The sequence below is a fragment of the Bilifractor sp. LCP21S3_F8 genome (assembly GCF_052117805.1).
GTDB lineage: Bacteria > Bacillota > Clostridia > Lachnospirales > Lachnospiraceae > Bilifractor.
Map to the genome: position 1 here is coordinate 40,063 of NZ_JBQKIK010000018.1, position 20,772 is coordinate 60,834.

Annotated in this window: 13 protein-coding genes; 4 read left to right on the forward strand and 9 right to left on the reverse strand. The window is 52.5% G+C overall.

Going from position 1 to position 20,772, the window contains the following annotated elements:
* Positions 1–264: 264 nt before the first annotated feature.
* From ACTQ3A_RS09245 to ACTQ3A_RS09255, 3 genes are all read right to left on the reverse strand, one after another.
* Entirely contained in the window at positions 265–2,460 is a 2,196-nt protein-coding gene (locus ACTQ3A_RS09245; RefSeq protein WP_441101327.1) for a Tex family protein, read from the reverse strand.
* Between the two features lie 120 nt (positions 2,461–2,580).
* On the reverse strand, positions 2,581–3,258 hold the full coding sequence (locus ACTQ3A_RS09250; protein ID WP_441101328.1) for a class I SAM-dependent methyltransferase: 678 nt from the start codon (positions 3,256–3,258) through the stop codon (positions 2,581–2,583).
* 194 nt (positions 3,259–3,452) lie between these two features.
* Positions 3,453–4,208, reverse strand: coding sequence for a cupin domain-containing protein (locus tag ACTQ3A_RS09255; RefSeq protein WP_441495300.1), 756 nt, complete (start codon positions 4,206–4,208; stop codon positions 3,453–3,455).
* A gap of 382 nt (positions 4,209–4,590) precedes the next feature.
* Here ACTQ3A_RS09255 and ACTQ3A_RS09260 point away from each other — a divergent pair, with 382 nt between their 5' ends.
* The 4 genes from ACTQ3A_RS09260 to ACTQ3A_RS09275 all read left to right on the forward strand — a co-directional run bounded on the left by ACTQ3A_RS09260 (position 4,591) and on the right by ACTQ3A_RS09275 (position 10,236).
* On the forward strand, positions 4,591–5,760 hold the full coding sequence (locus ACTQ3A_RS09260; protein WP_441101330.1) for an ABC transporter ATP-binding protein: 1,170 nt from the start codon (positions 4,591–4,593) through the stop codon (positions 5,758–5,760).
* Positions 5,760–8,021, forward strand: a complete 2,262-nt coding sequence (locus ACTQ3A_RS09265) for a Gldg family protein (RefSeq protein ID WP_441101331.1) — start codon at positions 5,760–5,762, stop codon at positions 8,019–8,021. Before ACTQ3A_RS09260 ends, ACTQ3A_RS09265 begins: the two co-directional genes overlap by 1 nt.
* A 210-nt stretch (positions 8,022–8,231) precedes the next feature.
* Entirely contained in the window at positions 8,232–8,870 is a 639-nt protein-coding gene (locus tag ACTQ3A_RS09270) for a DUF4340 domain-containing protein (protein ID WP_441101332.1), read from the forward strand.
* A gap of 220 nt (positions 8,871–9,090) precedes the next feature.
* Positions 9,091–10,236 carry a PDZ domain-containing protein gene (locus tag ACTQ3A_RS09275; RefSeq protein WP_441101333.1) on the forward strand — a complete coding sequence of 382 codons (1,146 nt, stop codon included), beginning with the start codon at positions 9,091–9,093 and terminating at the stop codon, positions 10,234–10,236.
* A gap of 373 nt (positions 10,237–10,609) precedes the next feature.
* On the opposite strand, the gene ACTQ3A_RS09280 is transcribed toward ACTQ3A_RS09275, so the two are convergent.
* From ACTQ3A_RS09280 to ACTQ3A_RS09305, 6 genes are all read right to left on the reverse strand, one after another.
* Positions 10,610–11,980, reverse strand: a complete 1,371-nt coding sequence (locus ACTQ3A_RS09280; protein ID WP_441101334.1) for an aspartate aminotransferase family protein — start codon at positions 11,978–11,980, stop codon at positions 10,610–10,612.
* Between the two features lie 201 nt (positions 11,981–12,181).
* A complete protein-coding gene (locus ACTQ3A_RS09285; protein WP_441101335.1) occupies positions 12,182–14,950 on the reverse strand; it encodes a bifunctional amino acid transporter/iron-containing alcohol dehydrogenase in 2,769 nt (922 codons plus the stop codon).
* Positions 14,951–15,212: 262 nt separating this feature from the next.
* The gene (locus ACTQ3A_RS09290; protein WP_441101336.1) at positions 15,213–15,803 is read right to left on the reverse strand and encodes an AAA family ATPase; all 591 of its coding nucleotides are present in this window, start codon (positions 15,801–15,803) and stop codon (positions 15,213–15,215) included.
* A 258-nt stretch (positions 15,804–16,061) separates the two neighbouring features.
* Positions 16,062–16,445 carry an Hpt domain-containing protein gene (locus ACTQ3A_RS09295; protein ID WP_441101337.1) on the reverse strand — a complete coding sequence of 128 codons (384 nt, stop codon included), beginning with the start codon at positions 16,443–16,445 and terminating at the stop codon, positions 16,062–16,064.
* 96 nt (positions 16,446–16,541) lie between these two features.
* A complete protein-coding gene (locus ACTQ3A_RS09300; RefSeq protein WP_441101338.1) occupies positions 16,542–18,146 on the reverse strand; it encodes a hybrid sensor histidine kinase/response regulator in 1,605 nt (534 codons plus the stop codon).
* Positions 18,147–18,474: 328 nt separating this feature from the next.
* Positions 18,475–20,565, reverse strand: a complete 2,091-nt coding sequence (locus ACTQ3A_RS09305; protein WP_441494659.1) for a PAS domain-containing hybrid sensor histidine kinase/response regulator — start codon at positions 20,563–20,565, stop codon at positions 18,475–18,477.
* Positions 20,566–20,772: the final 207 nt, after the last annotated feature.

The window sequence follows — 20,772 nt, forward strand, 5'->3', positions numbered from 1 at the left end:
TAACGCAAGACTGCATATGCCTGGATGTCTGTCTTCAGCAGACTGCACATGCCCGGTCTGTGTATCTTCAGCGGTAAACGAGATAAAACACGCTGTGCGAGTTTTATCTCGCTATCGCGACGCTCGCCGCATACGAATACTTCGCATTCGGCTGCGGCTCACTGTTCGCGTAAATAAGCCCCGGAAAGATTTCATTTCTTTCCGGGGCTTATTATCACTTATTTTTCACTTGCATTTATGGCACCGAATGATTCCATCGATATATCAGATCTTCATCGAAAGTCCGATCCGTTTTTTCTCGAGATCTACGCTGATGACCTTGACTTCTACGACATCCCCGACGGAGACAACATCGAGCGGGTGCTTTACAAACTTGTGGTCGGACATCTCGGAGATGTGCACCAGACCGTCCTGGTGAACACCGATGTCCACAAACGCGCCGAAATCGATGACATTGCGGACCGTTCCCTTGAGAACCATTCCGACCTTCAGATCCTCCATGCCGAGGACATCGCTCCGGAGGATCGGCTTCGGCATATCCTCACGGGGATCCCTTCCCGGCGCGTTCAGCTCCTTTACGATATCCCGCAGTGTCGGCTCGCCGATTCCGAGCTTTTCCGCCATCGAAGGATAATCCTTTACGACCACCTTCTGTCCGGATTTCCGGGTCTGTCCGGCTCCGGTAACCGCGGTCGACGCAAAGAGTTCTTCCTTGTTCAGACCGAGCTCGTCCACAAGGGCGTCCGCCGCGCCGTAGCTTTCCGGATGAACACCGGTATTGTCCAGCGGCTCGCTGCCTCCCGCAATCCGCATGAAGCCCGCGCACTGCTCAAAGGCCTTCGGTCCGAGCTTCGGAACCTTCAAGAGCTCCCTTCGGCTGACAAAGCGGCCGTTCTGCTCGCGAAACTCGACAATATTTTTTGCCAACGTCTTGCTGACGCCAGACACATGCTCCAGAAGAGGAGCAGATGCAGTATTCAGATCCACGCCCACGCGGTTTACACAGTCCTCGACCACGCCGCCGAGCGCCTCTCCGAGCCGCTTCTGATTCATGTCATGCTGATACTGGCCCACTCCGATCGCCTTCGGATCGATCTTGACAAGCTCGGCCAGCGGATCCTGGACCCGTCTTGCCATGGATGCAGCGCCTCTCTGTTCCACGTCAAAATCCGGGAACTCCTCGGCCGCCAGCTTGCTGGCGGAGTATACGGACGCGCCCGCCTCATTTGTGATCATATACTGCACCTTGCAGTCCGGAATCTCTTTCAGAAGATCCACAATGACCTGCTCGGACTCTCTGGACGCGGTTCCGTTTCCCAGTGAAATCAATGTGACATGATACTTCTGGATCCAGTTCTTGACCAGCTTCTTCGCCTCCTCCAGCTTGCGCTGATTCGGCTTCATGTTTGATGAAGGCGGAACCGGATAGATGATCGCCGTATCCAGCACTTTTCCGGTTTCATCCACAACTGCCAGCTTACAGCCGTGCGCATATCCGGGATCCCAGCCGAGAACGACCTGTCCGGCAATCGGGGGCTGCATCAGAAGCTGCTCCAGGTTTTTGTCAAAGACCTTGATCGCGCCGTCCTCAGCTTTTTCCGTCAGCTCACTGCGGATCTCCCGCTCAATTGCCGGCCCGATCAGTCTCTTGTAGCTGTCCTGCATGGCCGAGATCAGAACCGGCATCGTATACTGGTTGTTGCTTTTGATCAGCGTATGACCGATGAAGAGGATGATTTTTCTCACATCCACTTCAATTCGGACGGTCAGAATATTCTCCTTCTCTCCGCGGTTGATTGCGAGTACACGATAACCCGTAATCTTCGACACCGGTTCCTGAAAATCGTAATACATCTCGTAAACCGACTTCACCTCCGGATCCTTCGCCTGAGAAACAAGGATACCTGTCTTTCTCGTGAAGTTGCGGATTCCGGTGCGGAAATCCGCATTGTCGGAGATCATCTCCGCGATGATGTCTGAAGCGCCGGCAATTGCCTCCGCAGCGGTTTTCACACCTTTTTCCTCGCTGATAAAGGCCTTCGCCTCTTCCTCAACCGGTCGGGTAATCTTCTGCTCCAGGATGATCTGCGCCAGAGGCTCCAGTCCCTTCTCCTTCGCGACTACCGCGCGCGTCCGGCGCTTCTGCTTGTACGGCCGGTAGATATCCTCAAGAGACACCAGCGTTTCCGCGCCGTCAATCGCCTTTGACAGCTCGTCTGTCATCTTGCCCTGCTCTTCAATGGAAGACCGTACAGCTGCCTTTCTGTCCTCCAGATTTCGCAGATACCCCAGTCTCTCACTCAGATTACGAATCTGCTCGTCATTCAACTCCCCGTGCTTTTCCTTCCGGTAGCGGGCGATAAAAGGGATTGTGTTCCCCTCGTCAATCAGGCTGATCACCGCCTCCACCTGCCACGGCTCAATCTCCAGTTCCTTCGCAATCTGCTTTGCAATATCCATCGGTTCAATACTCCAATACTATTTTTTACTTTATTTCATGATACGCCTGTCAAAAGCATCACTGCTGACAGGGCAATCCTCAACATACTTTACTAGAAAATTCAGCGGTCGGCAAGTTCCTTACCGGATTCCTTCTACGGCAATCCAGTTCTCCCCGTCCTTTGTGTGAATCAGAACATCGGAGAAGCCGGCGTTACGGAACAGCGTCCGGTACTCTTCTGCCGTCGGGACTGTCATCTGATACCTGCGGATGTTTTCCTTCGCGCTTTCCGGCAGTCTGCCGTTGTCGTAGATGTCCGCGATCAGCATAAAGTGACCTCCCTGCTTCAGCACACGTCTGACCTCCTTCAAACTCTCCTGCGGGTCCGGCCAGAAATAGAAGCTTTCCACCGTTGTAATCACATCAAAAAATTCATCATCAAAAGGAAGTTCCTCCACAGACGCCTGCAGCACACACATTTTTCCATCAGAGACGTCTTCCTGATTCAGTTCCAGCGACTGATGCACAGACACCGCCGAATAGTCCACGCCCACGACATAACCGGCTCCTCTCACCGAAAGTCTGTGCAGCGTGGCCCCGCCCCCGCAGCCGATATCCATGACGACGTCCCGGGACTGCAACGTCAAAAAGTCCAGACCCCAGTTTGTCACGGCGTCATGGCTCTCATTCATGCGGTGCAGCATCTGTGCCCCGGCCTTCCCCGAAGGCTTCGCCGGATTGCCCTCCTCCGTGATCCTCTGCTCCTCTATACTTTTTCCCTGATCCTCACTGTATTGCTTATTGTCTTCCACTATCATTCATCTGACCTTCTTTACATCGCTTATAATGTTTGTGTTTGCTCTTGATACGTTCTGGAATCGCATATGCTCTCCCGGGACGTTTTCTCCCGGAACACTCTGATTTACATCATCCTCTGCCGGTCTCCCGGCGGCACCCTGATTTACATCATCTGCAATGAAACCGGCTTCTTCCCTGCCTTGAAGAGTATTTCTCAGATCATCACCACATTGTACTGCCTGTTCGTAATCATCAGCGCCAGGCATTCCTCATCGTCGGTCCGGAACCGTTCATTGACATAGCGCGGCGGAAACCAGATGAAATCTCCCTTCGTGCACACACCGAAGGAGGTCACCAGTCTGCCCCGGATGATGTAAAGTCCGTAAGCACAGGTGTATCTGTGGGCAGGTCTCTCAAAATCCGCCGGAAAACGGACATACTCCACCGTCATCCCGGTCTCGTGATCGATGAGCAGCGGCTTTGCGTAGAACCGGCTGCCGATCGGCTCCTCCTTTTCACACCAGATCTCGCTGTCGAAGGCAGGGAAAACTCTCAGCTGATTTTCCTCCTTATTCAGCTCCTGGATGACACGTTCCCTCCGGGATTCCTCTTCTCCCAGAAACTCGATGTCAAACGGCCGGTTTGCCACAAACAGAAAATGGCAGTCCTTTCCCGGTGCCGCCCCGTGGCCGCACGGATAACCGGCAGGATTCCAGATAAAGGTCTCCGGCTTAAAAACAGACTCACCCATCTGGAGGGCTCCGTCGATCACATAGATCCCGTGAGCACAATTGTGCCTGTGATCCGGCTTCCAGTACCCTTCCGGGTAATGTGAGAACCAGATCACCGCACCGTTCAGCGTATCATTGATCATCGGCTTGTACTCTGATCTGCAGCCGTCTCTGTCATCGCGGACGGTCCAGCCCTCCCTGTCATACACATTAAAAACCTTCGGTGATAATAATTGCATCGTTCTGCGCGCCATAATGTCTGATCTTCCCCTTGCATCGCCCCTGCGGGCTTACTGCCTTTTCTACAAATAGCCTGCGTGCTTACTATTCTTTCGATAATATCGTCTGCGTAGTTACTGGTCTTTCTATAACATACCCTGCAGGCTTACTGTTCTTTCCATAATTATAAGTATAAAACTCCCGGCGCCTCATTACAATCAATTGCTTTCGTACGAAATATCGCGCGCGGAACAGACTTCACAGTTTTTTCACAGTTGCATGCACAAAAGAACACATATTTTTTTTACTCTTTTTCATGGTGTGAAAATCGGCCTGTCTTCTCCCGCACAGGGAAACAGAGCCCGTTTCACGCATACACGACAATATGAAGGGAGTTACGAGATGATTGAAGTTGAACATCTGACGCGGCGCTTCGGCGATCACATTGCGGTAAATGACCTGAGCTTCACAGCGGAAAAAGGCACCATTTACGGCTTCCTCGGTCCGAACGGCGCGGGAAAATCCACGACCATGAATATGATGACCGGCTATCTGGCGCCGTCGTCCGGAACCGTTAAGATCGACGGTTTCGACATTCTGAAGCAGCCTGAGGATGCCAAGAAAAGAATCGGCTACCTGCCCGAGATTCCTCCGGTTTATCCGGATATGACGGTGAAGGAATACCTCTTTTTCGCGGCTGAACTGAAGGAAGTCCCGAAGGCGGACCGAGCGGGCGCCGTGGAAAATGCCATGCAGAAGACAGGCACAAAGGGCATGCAGAACCGCCTGATCAAAAACCTGTCAAAGGGATATAAGCAGCGTGTCGGACTGGCGCAGGCCATCATTAACAATCCGGAGATCATCATTCTGGACGAGCCGACCGTCGGACTTGATCCCGAGCAGCAGAAGGAGATGTTCGACTATGTCAGAACGCTCCGGAAGGATCACATCATCATCCTGAGTTCTCACATTCTCTCCGACGTCAGCAGTCTCTGCGATTACGTATGGATTATCAACAAGGGACAGCTTGTCGCCAGTGATAAGCCGGAGAATCTCCGCACGGCCATGAGCCATAAGCAGGAGGTCATCATCGACGTTCTCGGAGACAATGAGCAGACCCTGGGCGACGCGCTTCGCCGCATTGATCTGGTATCCGGCGTAAACGTCTCTGTCGCAAAGGATCCCGGAAAGGGCGCACCTCTCCAGCTTCACGCGGTCATTCACTCGGAACAGACGCTGGATATCCGTCCGGCCATTTCCCAGGCTGTATTCGGCGCTGGGATGTATTTCCTGTCCATGAATCAGAGCGAACGCTCTCTGGAAGATGTCTTCCTGTCTCTTACCAGTGATGACGCACGCCCCACTTCTGATCGCAAGCGCACCGGAAAGCATAGCCCGGATTCCGGCGCTTCGGATGACAAGAGTGCCGCAAAGCACAGCCCGGATTCCGACGCTTCGGATGACAAAAGTGCCGCGAAGCACAGCCCGGATTCCGACGCTTCGGATGACAAGAGTGCCGCGAAGCACAGCCCGGATCCTGCGGATTCTGATCACAAGGAGGTGTCTGACTGATGAAGGCAATTGCAAAGAAAGATTTTCAATCAAACTTTCATTCCGTAACGGGCTGGCTTTTTATCGCCGTATTCTGGGCCTTCCTGTCATTTTTTGTATCGAACTATAATTTTCTGAGCCTGAGCTCAGACATCACGGGAACTATCAGCACCGTCGAGATCATTTTCCTGATCCTGATGCCGATCCTCTGCATGCGTTCCTTCTCTGAGGAACAGCGCCAGAAGACGGACCAGATTCTCTTCACCGCCCCGGTATCCGTGGGACAGGTCGTATTCCAGAAATTCCTGGCTCTGGCGGAAATCTACACAATTCCTACTCTGATGACCTGCATCTATCCTCTGATCCTGTCGGCATTCGGAAAAGTATCCTTTGGATCGGATTATATCGCCATCCTCGGCATGTGGCTCTACGGACTGGCCTGCATCGCGATTTGTGTTTTTGCGTCCTCTCTGACAGAAAACCCGATCATCGCGGCCGTTCTGTCTTTCCTCTTCCTCTTCGTGATGTATCTGATCCCGACCATTCAGAACATGGTCTCTTCCAATACCGTACTCACGAAATTCCTGACCGCCATCAATGTCCGGGGGCAGTTTGAGAACTTCCTCTCCGGAAGTCTGAACATCACCGCGATCATCTATATGGCAACCGTTATCTTGCTCTTCCTGTTCCTGACCACGCAGATTATCCAGAAGAGAAGGTATTCTATTTCGAAAAAAACGATCTCCTTCGGAGCGTACAGCTCGGTCATGATCGTCGTTGTTCTCGCCATCACCGTTATCGTGAACCTGGCAGTCACAAAGCTTCCGGATTCGATGCAGAATATTGACGTCACCTCAAGTCGTCTCTACTCCCTCACCGACGATACGAAGAATCTCGTCTCCGGCCTGAAGGACGATGTCACAATCTATGTGCTTGACAAGGAAAGTGCATCCGACAAGACCTTGAATAAAACACTGAAGAGTTATGAGGCTTTATCGAAGCATATCAAGGTCAGCTACGTCGATCCTGCGGAAAATCCGACCTTTATCCAAAAGTACACTGATGATTCTTCCAAGGTCTATATGAACTCTCTGATCGTCACCTGCGGTGACAAGAGCAAGATTGTCAATTTCAGCGATGTGTATGAGACCTCCACGGATTACACCACCTATTCCCAGAAAACTACGGGATATGACGGTGAAGGCCAGATCACCTCTGCCATTGACTATGTCACAAGCGACAGCAATCCGGTCATCTACACATTGACCGGGCACAACGAAACTGCCCTGTCCAGTACTTTCACAGATGCCGTAAGCAAAATGAACATCACGGTACAGGATCTGGATTTCATGCAGAACGACAGTGTCCCGGATGACGCACAGGCAGTCATCATCAACGCGCCGACCTCTGACCTGTCCTCTGACGATCTGAAGAAACTCGAGGATTACTTCAATAAAGGAGGAAATGTCATCGCGGTCACAAACTATGAGGCGACCGGCGATATGACGAATTACAAGGCGCTTCTGTCCTACTTTGGAATCTCGCTGAATGACGGCGTTGTTCTGGACAGCGACAGCAGCCGCTACTATCAGTATCCCTCCTACCTTCTCCCGAATGTGGAGAGCGACGATATCACCTCCGGTATCACAAACGGATACATCATGTCGCCGTTTTCTCAGGAGATCACCTACGACAGCTCCAACAGCCAGGTTGCATACACACCTCTTCTGCAAACCTCAGAGAGCGCGTATGTGCACAGCAGTGTTTCAAGCGAGTCCGACATGGAGCAAACCGACAGCGATCAGCTTGCCGCGCGAATCGTCGGTCTGAAGGCAGTCAAGACAATCAGCGGTTCAGATGGAAGCGCCGCAGACAACACCGTGACCAGCTCATCGACAGCGAACGGCGTATCCGGAACCTCGTCATCCTCGGAGGCGGTATCCGGAAGCTCGGCGGCGGAAAGCGTATCCAGCAGTTCCTCGGCGGAAAGCAGCACAGATACCATTACCTCAACGGCGGTCGTGTATACGTCCCCGTACATCTTCAACGATAACGCAAACCAGATGGTTTCCGGCTCCAACCTGTCGCTCTTCAGCGGCTCGATCAGCGCTATGACCTCCGACACGACGACGATTTCCATCCCGTCAAAGTCCATGGACAACACCACCATCACCATGGCCACACGCACCGCTGTCCTTCTCACCATCCTGTTTGTCATCCTGATCCCGGTTGTTCTTCTGGCCTTCGGAATCACAATCTGGGTTATCCGCAGGAAAAAATAAAACGCTTCCGTTCCTGCCCTGCATTCCTCCCCGAAGGAGAGAAAAAAGCAGGACAGGACCCGGCTGTATATACAGCTCAGGCTGGATACAGCAGCGACTGGATGCAGCACCGGCTGAGTACAGCACCGACTGGATACAGTACGGACCGGATACAGCACGGACAGCAGACAACAGCAGACAAGACATTATGATTAGAACGGATGAGATAAAATGAAAAAACAGAAAATTCAGCTGATTACTCTTCTGGTCATTCTGGGGTGCGCCATTGGCGCCTATTTTGCCGCAAAGGCTTACAGCGCCCACAAGGAAGCAACTGAAAAGAGTACCTCCTATACCGCACTCTCCCTCTCGGACGATGATATCTCCGGAATTAAGAACATTACCGCAACCAATGACGCCGGCGGATTCAACGTCAATCATGACGCTGACACCGACACCTGGAGTTTTGCCGACTTCCCGGATGAAAAGGTGGATACCACACAGATCAAGACCATGACCGATGCGCTCTCGGATCTCAGCTCGGACAACGAAATCACAGATGTGACAGACTTCACGCAGTATGGTCTCGACAGTCCGGTCATGACAATCACGATTACCCTCTCAGACGGCTCAACGCATAAGCTTGAGGTTGGCGACTACAACAGCCAGATCTCTGAGTACTATCTGCGCGTCGATGACGCGGATACGGTCTACACCATATCCTCGACGATCTACAGTGACTTTAACCTGACGACCTCGAATCTCGTGGCCTCCACATCTTCCTCTTCGAGCGAAGATACACCAACGGAAGCTGTCTCGGGATCATCCGCTGCCGGCACTTCAGCCACGTCGACATCCGCATCCAGCTAAAATCCTTCGGCTGCAGTCTGAAAAAGCTTCCGGGATACCGGCAATTCTGCCGGCGCCGGGAGCTTTTCCGTTCTACATCGGATTTTCACCCTGTGTTCACTTATTTTTCACGTTTATTTTCTATTATTATAACCATTAGATGTGATTGACATACCACAGATATTGAAAATAACCGGATGAACAAAAGAGGTCTGCATCCGATCGAAGGGAGACATGAATCATGTATGATGACCAGAATAATAATGAGATGAATCAGAACAACACAGGCAGCCAGAGCAGTAACGCAATGGGGCAGGACAGCAGCGAAACAAACCATAATAACGCGAATGGCGCTGCAGATTCATCCGCACAGAACAACGGAACAAACCAGGGCAATCCCAATCCCTGGGGAAGCCAGAACTCTGACACTTCCTCCGGAAGCCGCAATCCGTGGAGCAATAACGGAAACGGCAACCCCTACGTTGGAAACGGCGGCAGCTCCTGGAACAGTAACGGAAACAGCAATGGGTCTACGGGAAACGGCCCATGGAACGGCAATGCCGGCAATGGTTCCGCCGGAAACGGCCCATGGAACGGCAATGGCAGTAATGGTTCCGCCGGAAACGGCCCATGGAACGGCAATGGCAGTAATGGTTCTGCCGGAAATGGCCCATGGAACAACAATGCCGGCAATGGTCCCTGGAACAGCAATCCCTACGCCAATGGAGGATGCAGACACCACAGCGGCACCGGGAAGAAAATCGGATTCACCGTTCTCACCGGAGCCGTCGCAGGTGTTGTGGCAGCGGGGATCCTGTCTCTGACAATTCCGGCTGCCATAAGCAGCTCAATGGACAGGGCAGCGTCAAAGATCGAGAAATCCATCGAATCGGATCTTTCCGATAACCTGCCTGATTTCAGTCAGGACAACGGAGGCTTCCAGCTTCCGGGACAAAACAACTCCGGAAACAACGGTAATGACAATGATTCCGACAGCGGCAATTCCGATCAGAACAGCGTGGACAGCAGTTCCGACGATTCCTCCTCGGTAAATGAAAACGCCGGCTTCCTTGGAATAACCTGCGCGGACATTGATTCCCTGACCGATGTCGATACCTCCGGTTATCCGGACGGCGTATATGTCAAGACCGTCCTCTCCGGAAGCCCCGCATCTCTTGCCGGCCTTAAGGAGGGAGATATCATCACGGCTGTTGATGGTACCTCGGTCAGCTCCTATGACGAGCTCAAGAAAATCATCTCCGGACATTCCTCCGGTGACAAGATCAAGCTCACCATCGAGCGTCAGGCCGGTGATGATTGGAAGACCTCCACGCACGATGCCACACTGATCTCCTACGCGGAAGCACAGGGAGAATCACAGGGCTAACCTCTTGGAAACGCAGACCAGGCTCGTCACACACGAAGCTTATGTAAGAGACCGGATGCGATTTCGGAGACAGCAGGTATCAGAGAGACTGGATCCGATTTCGAACTCTGCAGGTATCAGAGAAACCGGAGCCAATCTCGAAGTCAGCAGGTGCCTGAAAAACCGGATCCGATTTCAAAAACAGCAGGTATAACGAAGAAGCGGGAGCACGCGGTATCTGACCGGCGTGCTCCCGCCCCTGTTAAATATATATATTTTGTACGAAGTACCCTCTTCATGCCGCGCAGCCGGTGTCGTGCTCTTCTGTCATAAGGCGAACCTTCATCCGGCTCCATCCCTTCAATGACTGCGCGGTCTCATCACGGATCCTTGATTACAGACCCATTGCAAGTGCTTCCTTGATGGACTCCTCGAAGATCTCAAGTCCTTTCTTTGTCTGCTCATCTGTCATTACGAGCGGTGCCAGGAAACGAACAATGTTGCTTGCTGTTCCTGCATTCTCAATCAGAAGTCCCTTCTGAAGCGCGCACTGAATCAGGTTTGCAGTGAACTTTGTTGCAGGCTCCTTTGTCTCCGGATCTCTTACGAACTCGATACCGATCATCGCTCCAAGACCACGGACATCGCCGATCACCGGATATTTCTTCTGAAGCTCCTTGTATCCTCCCATAATCATCTCGCCGATATGTCTTGCCTTTGCCGGGAAGTCATCTCTCAGATAGATCTCCATTACCTTGTTGCCTGCAGCGACAGAAACCGGGTTGCCGCAATAGGTACCGCCGATGGTTCCTGCCGGAACAGCGTCCATGATCTCTGCTCTTGCGGTGATTGCGCTGAGCGGCATGCCTGCAGCGATAGATTTCGCGGTTGTAACGATATCCGGAGCAGCTCCCGCCTCAGCCCAGTACTCAGACGCGAAATATTTTCCGGTACGGCAGTTTCCGCACTGAACCTCATCAGCGATCAGCAGGATTCCATTGTCATCGCAGATCTTGCGGACCGCCTTTACCCATTCGATCGGAGCCGGGATGAATCCGCCCTCGCCCTGAAGAGGCTCAACAATCATACATGCAACTTCATTTGCCGGGATTCCTTCGTCGAATACCTTTTTCAATCCGTTCAGATAGTACTCGATCGCCTCTTCCTCGCTGTATCCCTTCGGTGCGCGGTACAGGTACGGATACGGCGCACGATAGATCTCAGCCGGGAAGGGTCCCATGCCCTGTGCGAATGCCTTCTTCGCGGTCAGTGCCATCGTCAGGTTTGTACGTCCGTGGAAAGCGCCGGTGAAGCAGATCACGCCTCCGCGGTGTGTATAGGATTTTGCAACCTTGATTGCGTTCTCATCACACTCGGCACCGGAGTTTGCAAAATAGGTCTTCTTCACATCTCCGCGGCACGGGATCAGTTTGTTCAGTCCCTCAGCCAGCTTTATATATCCTTCATGACAGATGACGTTGAAGATTGTGTGGAAATATTTCTCGGACTGCTCCTTGACCGCTTCGATGACTTCCGGATGAGAATATCCGATGTTCAGTACGCCCACACCGCCGATCCAGTCAAGGAACTCGTTGCCGTCAACATCCTTCACAATCGGGCCTGCGCCGCGCTCGATAACGACCGGATAAGTCTGGCCGCACAGAGCCTTTGGAACCGCCGCATCTCTTCTGTCCAGAATAGCCTTTGCCTTCGGTCCCGGAACCTGACCAGTTACAATCTTCGGTAAATCTTCTGCTAATGCCATTTTCTTTTCCTCCTGTACAAAAAAATATTTAACATATATATCTGGTATGGAGCACGGGATCTTTGGAAATTCCACTGTCCCGTGTCCGTGCCTTCTTTAGAAAAATAAACGAAATACCTGTTTTGTGAACTGCACTCATCGACCTGACGATCACATCATCGATCAGATAAATACATCATCGCCTGAACCAATGCCGTTGTTTCAGGCGGTGCGTGCGAGATTCAGCGACTCTCCGTGAAGAGCTCTCTGGTAAATCTCCGCCACATCCTCCTCGGCGAGCATTGTCGGGTTATTATCGATGTTTGCCTTCGATACTTTGAAGCAGTTCTGTGTCAGCCACGGGATATCTCCCTCAGTGACTCCCAGATCCTCCAGTGTGATGTTCAGATCAAGCTCCCTGAGCAGGGTGCGCACCTTCTCGGCACAATCCTCTGCCGTGTAGCCCCCGAGCATTCTCGAAAGCTTTCCATATTTGAAACGGTTTCCCTCCCAGGAAGCTGCAATCGCGTAAGGCGTGATGGCAGCAAGTCCTGCGCCGTGTGTTACATTTTTCAGACCGCTGACCGGATGCTCCATCGCATGGGCAAGGGTGACTCCGGCGGTATTGATGACCATTCCGCCGATGGTGCTGGCGATTGACATTGCCTCCCATGCTTCTCTGCTTTCCTTTCCCTGATACAGATCCACCAGATTACCGACAATCAGCGGGATTGCGTACATGCAGAGCGCATCGGTAAAGGGCTGTGATTTTCTGGCTGTATAAGCCTCCATGCAGTGACACAGGGCATCAAATCCGACAGAAGCAAGCACCTTCTTCGGCATCGTCATCATATTCTCCGGATCTACAATCGATGCCTTTGCAACGATCGCCGGGCTGCGGAGCGACTTCTTGTCTCCGGTTTCCGGGTTCGTGAACACCGCGAAACCATTTCCCTCGGATCCTGTTCCGCATGTTGTGGGGATCAGCACGAGCGGAAGTGCCTGATCACTCGACCTCCGATTGTAGATGTAATCGTCAAACGCTCCGTCATTGACTGCCATGAATGCCATGCCCTTGGCTGCGTCCATGATGCTTCCTCCGCCGATGCCGACAACCACATCGCAGCCTTCCTGCTTCGCGAGGTCCGCGCCCTCCTGTGCCGTTGTGGTGAGCGGGTTCGCGGTAACCTTGTCATACAGAACGGTCTCCAGGCCGGCTTCCTGCAGGCTGTCACGGACTCTGTCAAGCAGTCCGGATTTCTTCGCGCTGGAACGTCCCGTGACAATCAGTGCCTTATGTCCATACTTCCCGGCCAGCGCTCCGGCCTCCTTTGTTTTTCCATATCCGAACACGAGGTTCACCGGCAGGAAATACTGGAAGGTATCCGGAATTGCTGAAGCATCCCGAAGCATTTCGGCTCCGGCTGCATTGAATGCTTTTGCTTTCGCGAAATCCGGAGAAATGGTCTTTGATGCCATCGCCGGCGCCGGCTCTGCGCCCGCCTCTGCGGCTGCGATTCCGGCCGCTGCCTGACGTTCTCTCGCCGCCTCGGCATCCAGCTCATCGTTTGCCACATCGACAAGAGTTCCGAACTTCTCGCCGTACTTCACCTTGCAGACCGCATACAGAACAACTCCGAACGCTCCCCATCCTCCTGCGATTACCCACTCGGGAAGAGAAAGCGTAGCGCCGGTTCCCGGAAGGATGTACATCAGCACCATGAAACCGGAAAGAACAATGGCGAAAAAGCCGACAACCTTGTAGTGCTTTACCTTATAGGGTCTCGGCATTTCCGGAGACTTTTTCCGCAGAATCACGAAGGACATCGCAACCATGCAGTAAGCAAGACAGCAGGCGAGGTTTCCCGCGTCAACGATCCACACCAGCATCTTTCTTCCCGCAAAAGGTGCCAGGCAGCTGAGTACGCCGATCAGAACCAGAGAGGTAATCGGCGTCTTGTATTTCTCATGAAGCTTCCCGAAAAACTTCGGGATCATATAGGACTCTGCCATGGAATACATCGCACGGCTTCCACCGATCAGGAAAGAGTTCCAGCTCGTTACAATTCCGCACATTCCGCCGACGATCAGTACCTTCGCCATCACCGATGTCTTGAACGCCGCAGCCATCGCATCCGCTGTCACCAGACCGGATCCGCTGGAGGCAGAAGCGGCGATCGCGCCGGAATTCATGACGTAGCCGACTGCAAAAATAACCAGAGCATAGAACGCAACGGCAAGTACGATAGAAAGCAGAAGCATCTTCGCGATTTTTTTCAGCGGAACATTGATCTCCTCCGCCGCCTGCGGGATAACGTCAAAACCAATGAAATAGAAGGGGCTCATCATGGCCACGCGCAGGATATTCCGCGCGATTCCGCTTCCGGATCCCACAAACATCTGACCTTCCAGATTGGCCGGGCTTCCGGTAATAACCGAAGCCACAATCAGGAGAATTCCCGCACCTCCGATAATAACGGTGAGGACCGTCTGCAGGACGGCCGCTGTTTTCGCGCCGCGGATATTGATATAGGTAATAAAAATCGACATCGCAACCGCAACCGCAAGCCAGGATGCATATACCTTGAAACCACCGACCGTATACAGATAACCCTTCAGGAATCCGGGATAGATGTAGGTGATAATCGTCGGAAGCGCGCAGGCCTCGAAGCATACGACACTGACGTATCCGAGGATGATCGCCCAGCTGCAGACAAATGAGCCATTCGCGCCCATTGCCTTGAAGCTGAATACGTGCTCGCCGCCGCACTCAGGCATCGCGGGCGTCAGCTCCGCATAAGTAAGGCCGATGAAGAATATCATCACGCCGCCGAGAACGAATCCCAGAACGGCGCCAAGTACTCCGCCTCTCTCGATCCAGTCACCGGTAGAGACTACCCAGCCCCAGCCGATCATCGCGCCGAACGCAATAACCAGGATATCCCACGCGCTGAAAACCTTCGTAAATTCCGATTCTTTTTTGCTCTCCATACCTGCCTCCTTTTCTTTCCGGATTCTCTGTGCTGTCCGAACGAGATAAAACACGCTGTGCGAGTTTTATCTCGCTATCGCGACGCTCGCCGCACACGAATACTTCGCATTCGGCTGCGGCTCACTGTTCGCGTAAATACAAGGAAAGGCGCCCAGACAGATCCATATATCTGTCCGGACGCCCTTGTCCATCTTCCATCGATTGAATTCGTATGCTCTGCAAGCGGATCGCAGCCTGGTTTGACGGCGATGTTACAGATTTTCACTCATGAAGCATCTCTATGAACATCAGAAGGTATTTCGCGGTTTTTTCCCAGCCAAGCCTGCTGCTGTCGATCATCAGATCTCTTCCGCGTCTGTCGCCTCTGTATGTACCGGTAATATACTTATGCCTCGAATGATTCATCTCATCGTAATAGTCGATCTCGGCTTCCGCCTTGTCCCTTGAAACATGATCCTGTTCCATGATCGAACCGATTCTCACATCCTTCGGAGCATAGATAAAGAAATTCAGGACATCATCTCTGTCCTTCAGAATGTAGTTCGCGCTCCTGCCGATGATCACACAGGAGGATTTCTCCGCCATATTGTGAAGGACCTCGTACTGCGTGTAGATCACGCGATTCGTGAGGTTCGCGTATCTGGGCCCCAGGCTTGTCTCAAAGCTGTACTTGACATTTGCCTTGGTATCTGCCTCTTTTACCAGCTCCTTGTCCACGCCCAGCTGATCGACAACCTTATCGATCAGATCCCTGTCGTAATATTCGATATTCAGAGCTTCCGCAAGCATCCTGCCGATCTGGGGACCGCCGGCGCCGTACTCACATCCTATTGTGACAACCAAATGGTTCATCAGCCGCCTCCTTATCCGAAATCTCAGGCCGGAGCAACGAATAGAGAACTAATAAAAAACAAGCAGAAATCTAAAAAATGTATAAACAAAAGCGCCTCGCACATGACCATGTCATAAGCAAGACGCCCTTGTCTTAATATCCGTACCTGATTTATTTGACATTAAGAAAGATAACACTTAAAGATACGGATCTCAATAATTAATTTTCAGTAGATTCAGTCTCTCCGCACATACCACGAATTAACCGGCAGTTTCCGGTCAGCCGACGTACTTCCTCGTAAGATTCATCAGAAGATCCCTCTCCATCCGATACTGCTGCAGATGCAGCTCGAGTTCCGTGTCCTCTTCAGCAGCTTCTCTTCCAACACCGGAATACTTTCTGAGATCCTCGACAACCGCGGCCACCGCACGGTAGAAGGGTGTCAGGCTGAGGTTGGCGGAGGCGCCCTTGAGGCTGTGGGCGATGCCGAAAGCAGCCTTTCTGTCACCACGGTCGAGAGCATCCTCCAGCGTCTCAAACTCAGGTGAATCCGCGAACTTCAGAACGAGCATCCGGTAGAATTCCTCGTCGTTCATCACCCTCTGAATGCCCGCATCCGTATCCGCACCCCAGTTTTTTAATTCTTCGATCAGCTTATCCATACCATCACCTCCCGCCGGACAGAACCACACGTCAGGTCTGTTCCCTGCGGCCCATTACATCCGGGATCACCATCTCCCGCCGGACAGAACCGCACATCAGGCCTGTTCCCTGCGGCCCATTACATCCGACATCACCATGATCAGACGCTCGGGCTCGATCGGTTTCACAAGATGAGCATCCATTCCGGCATTGAAGCTTTCTTCAAAATTCTCGCGGAAGGCATTTGCCGTCATCGCGATGATCGGGACATGCGCCGCACCCGGAATATCGCGCATCGCCCGGATCTTACGGGTGGCCTCCAGGCCATCCATAACCGGCATCAGAATGTCCATCAGAATCAGGTCATAACGGCCATTTTCCCTGCGGAACAGGTCCACGGCCTCCTGCCCGTTCTTTGCGCTGACAACCTCAATGTTCCTGCTGTACAGAATCTTGCGCACAATCTCCAGATTGATTTCGTTGTCATCTACCACCAACACTCTCTTTCCGCTGAAATCCATCTCCTGTGAATCCGGGCGTTCGTCATACTGCTCCTCCGCCAGCGGAACCGTAAGCGTGACGGAGATGCGGGTCCCTCTGGAAGCATCCGACTCGGCCGTAAGCGTATCCGTGCCCATGGCGCGCACATAGCTTTTCAGGATAATCAGATCGATATCCAGGGAACCGATATGGGAATCGATTTTGCTCTTCAGATAATCGTATGGCTGGAACAATACCTTCAGCCGCTCCTGATCGATGACGATTCCCCGGTCTCTCACCGAGAACTCCAGCGTGACCATCTCCTGCGTCCGGAACAGTTCCCTGACATCCAGATCAATTCTCCCGCCCTGAATGGTGTAATTAATCGCGCTCTGCAGAAGCTTCAGCTGTATCTGCTGCAGACAGTGATGATCTGCCATGACCGTCAGATCTGACACGTTCTCCGTGTTCATGCGGAAGATCAGGCCCTTCTCGTACATGGACGGAGCGATCATCCGCTGTATCTCCTCAAAAAACGGCTTGAGATAAATCTCCTCCTCTTTCAGGACGATCTCATTTCTCGAGATTCTCCGGAGATCCAGCACGTCATTGATGGTCTCGTTCATGTAGGTTCCGGACATGGACACCTTGTGCAGATAATCGTCAAAGGCGGTATTGCTTCCGAGATCCGACTCGGCAGCCCTGGTCAGCCCCATAATAGAGTAGAGAGGCGTGCGTACATTTCTGCTCAGCAGCGTCAGGAACGTATTCTTCTCGTCACTCTCCTTATCCGCCTTCTGCAGTGCCCTCTCAAGCTTCCGGATATGTGCGCTGACATCATTGAAACCGCCGGTCGCGTCACGGATCCCCAGATAAATGATGTCTCCGTCTCCGCGGAAGAACGTGAATCCGCAAACCCGCAGATGTCCTTCCTTTCCGTGCACGGTATTGTACACCTCATATACCGGACTCTCCTGCAGCTTCGCAGAGACATTCTCCAGCTTCAGCTCGTTCAATGTCTTCATAGGGTCCGCATCCGCCGACACGTCGAGAATGTACGTGTAGATGATCTTCTCAAAATTGAACCGCATACCGGTGCTGGCCTTCCAGGCACTATCCCTTGCGGCAAGTGTCACCCCGTCTCCGGTCAGAAGATCAATCTTTAGAAAAACCTGATAAATATTCTCAAAGATGCTGTCAAAAAGATTCTGTTTTTCCTTATCTGTAATACCCGGATTCATATTTATCCCCCTTGCCCCATAGCCGATCTGTATGTGTCCCGGAAACCGCCGTCAAACGGAACCGCGCATGATGTCAGACTCCGCAAAGCGTTACAGAGTCAGCAGAGGATCCAGCAAAAAAATACGATAAATTGCGCCACATGATGTAAACAGCGCCACACACTGTATCAGCTGCGGATTGCTCCGTGCTTCGCACTCCTTATGCAGCAAAATCATCGGTCTCTGTGGATTTTTCCGTTATTTTTTTATTTAATCTATTATATCACATGAATAAATGTGAAGTAAATCCACAGCTTATACACTTTCCGCCACGCGTCTGTCCGATATGTCAGCGTGTGTTTATGGTTTCCATGAGCGTCGCAAGCAGCTTATCCGCGTCCAGCGGCTTGGTGATGAAGGAATTCATCCCGCAGGAAATCGCCCGGTTGACGGACTCCTCAAAGATGTCCGCAGACATCGCAATAATCGGAATCGTCCTCAGATCCTGCCGGCCGGAGGAACGGATTCGCTCCGCAGCCTCATAGCCGCCCATCGTCGGCATCATGAGATCGAGAATCACCGCCGCGTAATACCCCGGCGATGAGCCTTCCGCCATCTCCACAGCCTCTCTGCCATTCCCCGCGCAGTCCGCCCGGATACCGGCACGGCTCATCATGCGCAGCGCGATTTCCCGGTTGATTTCATTGTCCTCGGCAAGCAGGATTCTCTTTCCCTTCAAAGCAGAAAAATCACGTTCCTCCCGTCCGTCACTGAAAGCCGTGTTCTGTCCCTCCTTACCCGTGCTGTCATTCTCCCCCGCATTTTTCTTCAGGAGTCCGAGCATGAGTGTCACCGTGAATACCGATCCGACGCCTTCCTCGCTGGAAACAGTAATCCCTCCTCCCATCTGCTCTGCCAGAGTCTTCGAGATCGAAAGGCCAAGCCCGGTACCCGAGCCATACTTGACCGGGTCCCGGTTTTCCTGAATGAAGGGCTGAAAGATTCGTTTCAGAAAATCCCGGCTCATTCCGCATCCGTTGTCCGAGACAACGATCTTAAGCTTCACCTTCCCGCCTGCTTCCTGATCGGAAATCTCCACACGTACCATCCCGTCTTCATCCGTAAACTTCACGGCATTATTCATCAGATTTATCAAGATCTGCTGCACACGCATACGGTCACAGATAACTTCCGGAATCTGAACACCACTGAAATCATAGGCCAGATTTACTTTTTTCCGGTTGGCAATGGGGCGGATGATTGTATCCGCGGCAGTAATGATATCCGCGAGACGGGTCTGCTTCTCCGACAGACGGAACTTGCCGCTGTCGATTTTTCCGATATCGAGCACGTCGTTGATAATGCCGAGCAGATACTGCCCGGACATATTGATCTTGTGCAGACAGTCCACGGCCTCATCCACATCCTTTGCCTTCATGCCAAGACTCGAAAGGCCGATCACTGCATTCATGGGCGTGCGCATCTCATGGCTCATTCTGGACATGAACATGTTCAGATTCTCATTTGTCTTCTTCTCCGCCTGAAGCGCGTCCTTCAATTCATCCCCGAGCCGCTCGATCTGCTTTCGCTGATTATAATCCTCGGTCACATCGATAAAACTTCCCACCAGACCGATAATCGTGTCCCCGTCGTAGATCGGCGCCTTGGTCGCGAGGATATCCCTCTCCTCGCCGCGGATTCTGCACTTCCCGTGCACCAGAAGCGTGCTTTCCCCGTGAAGGACTCTCTCCTCATCCCTGCGGAACGGATCCGGATCCTGGTGCCATCCCATCTCCTCATCGGTCTTGCCGATCAGCGCCTCGTCAGAGGGAAAACCGTAGAACTCCAGAAAAGCGCGGTTGACGCCGACGAAACGTCTGTCCGTATCCTTCCAGAAGATACAGTCCTGCGTCGTCTCCAGGACCTTATTCACCAGAAGCTTCCGCATCTTCTCCGCGGATGATTTCTGCCTGCGGCGTTCCCCGTTTGTACTCGCATCTACCAGACTGCAGTACACCAGAATCCCTTTTTCCCCCAGATTTCTGCCGAAAATTTCTGCCGGGTACCAGCGATAATCCGAATCCTTCTTCCGTTTCAGCCGGACACGGTAAACATATTTCTGCTCCGTGTAATTTTTCATCCCCGCAAACAGATGATCAATCCGTTTCCGGTCATCCGGATGCATCCACCCGCACTCATCGGGAAAATCGTCCAGTCCGGCAAAGGATGCCTCCGCGCATTCTCTGTCGATCTGAAGGAATTCCAGAAGCTTGTCCGTGACTGCCTCGCAGCGCATACTGTCCGGCTGCAGCCGGAGAATGATCATCTCCACCGGTATCTTCTCTATTTCCCTTCTGGTATCATCCGAAAAAAATCTTCTCTGCTCTCCCATGTCTGCCACCCCGCTGTTCCATACTCCGGATCCCGTCCAGAAAATCACTCATTGACGTCTCTCCAAAACCACTGTTGTATGCCCGCACAGAATCTTCCCTGTATATCATCATGGAATCTGCTGAATGCCACCGCAGCGAGATAAAACACGCTGCGCGAATTTTATCTCGCTATCGCGACGCTCGCCGCACACGAATACTTCGCATTCGGCTGCGGCTCACTGTTCGCGTAAAAAAATACCGCGGTGATCCGGGCA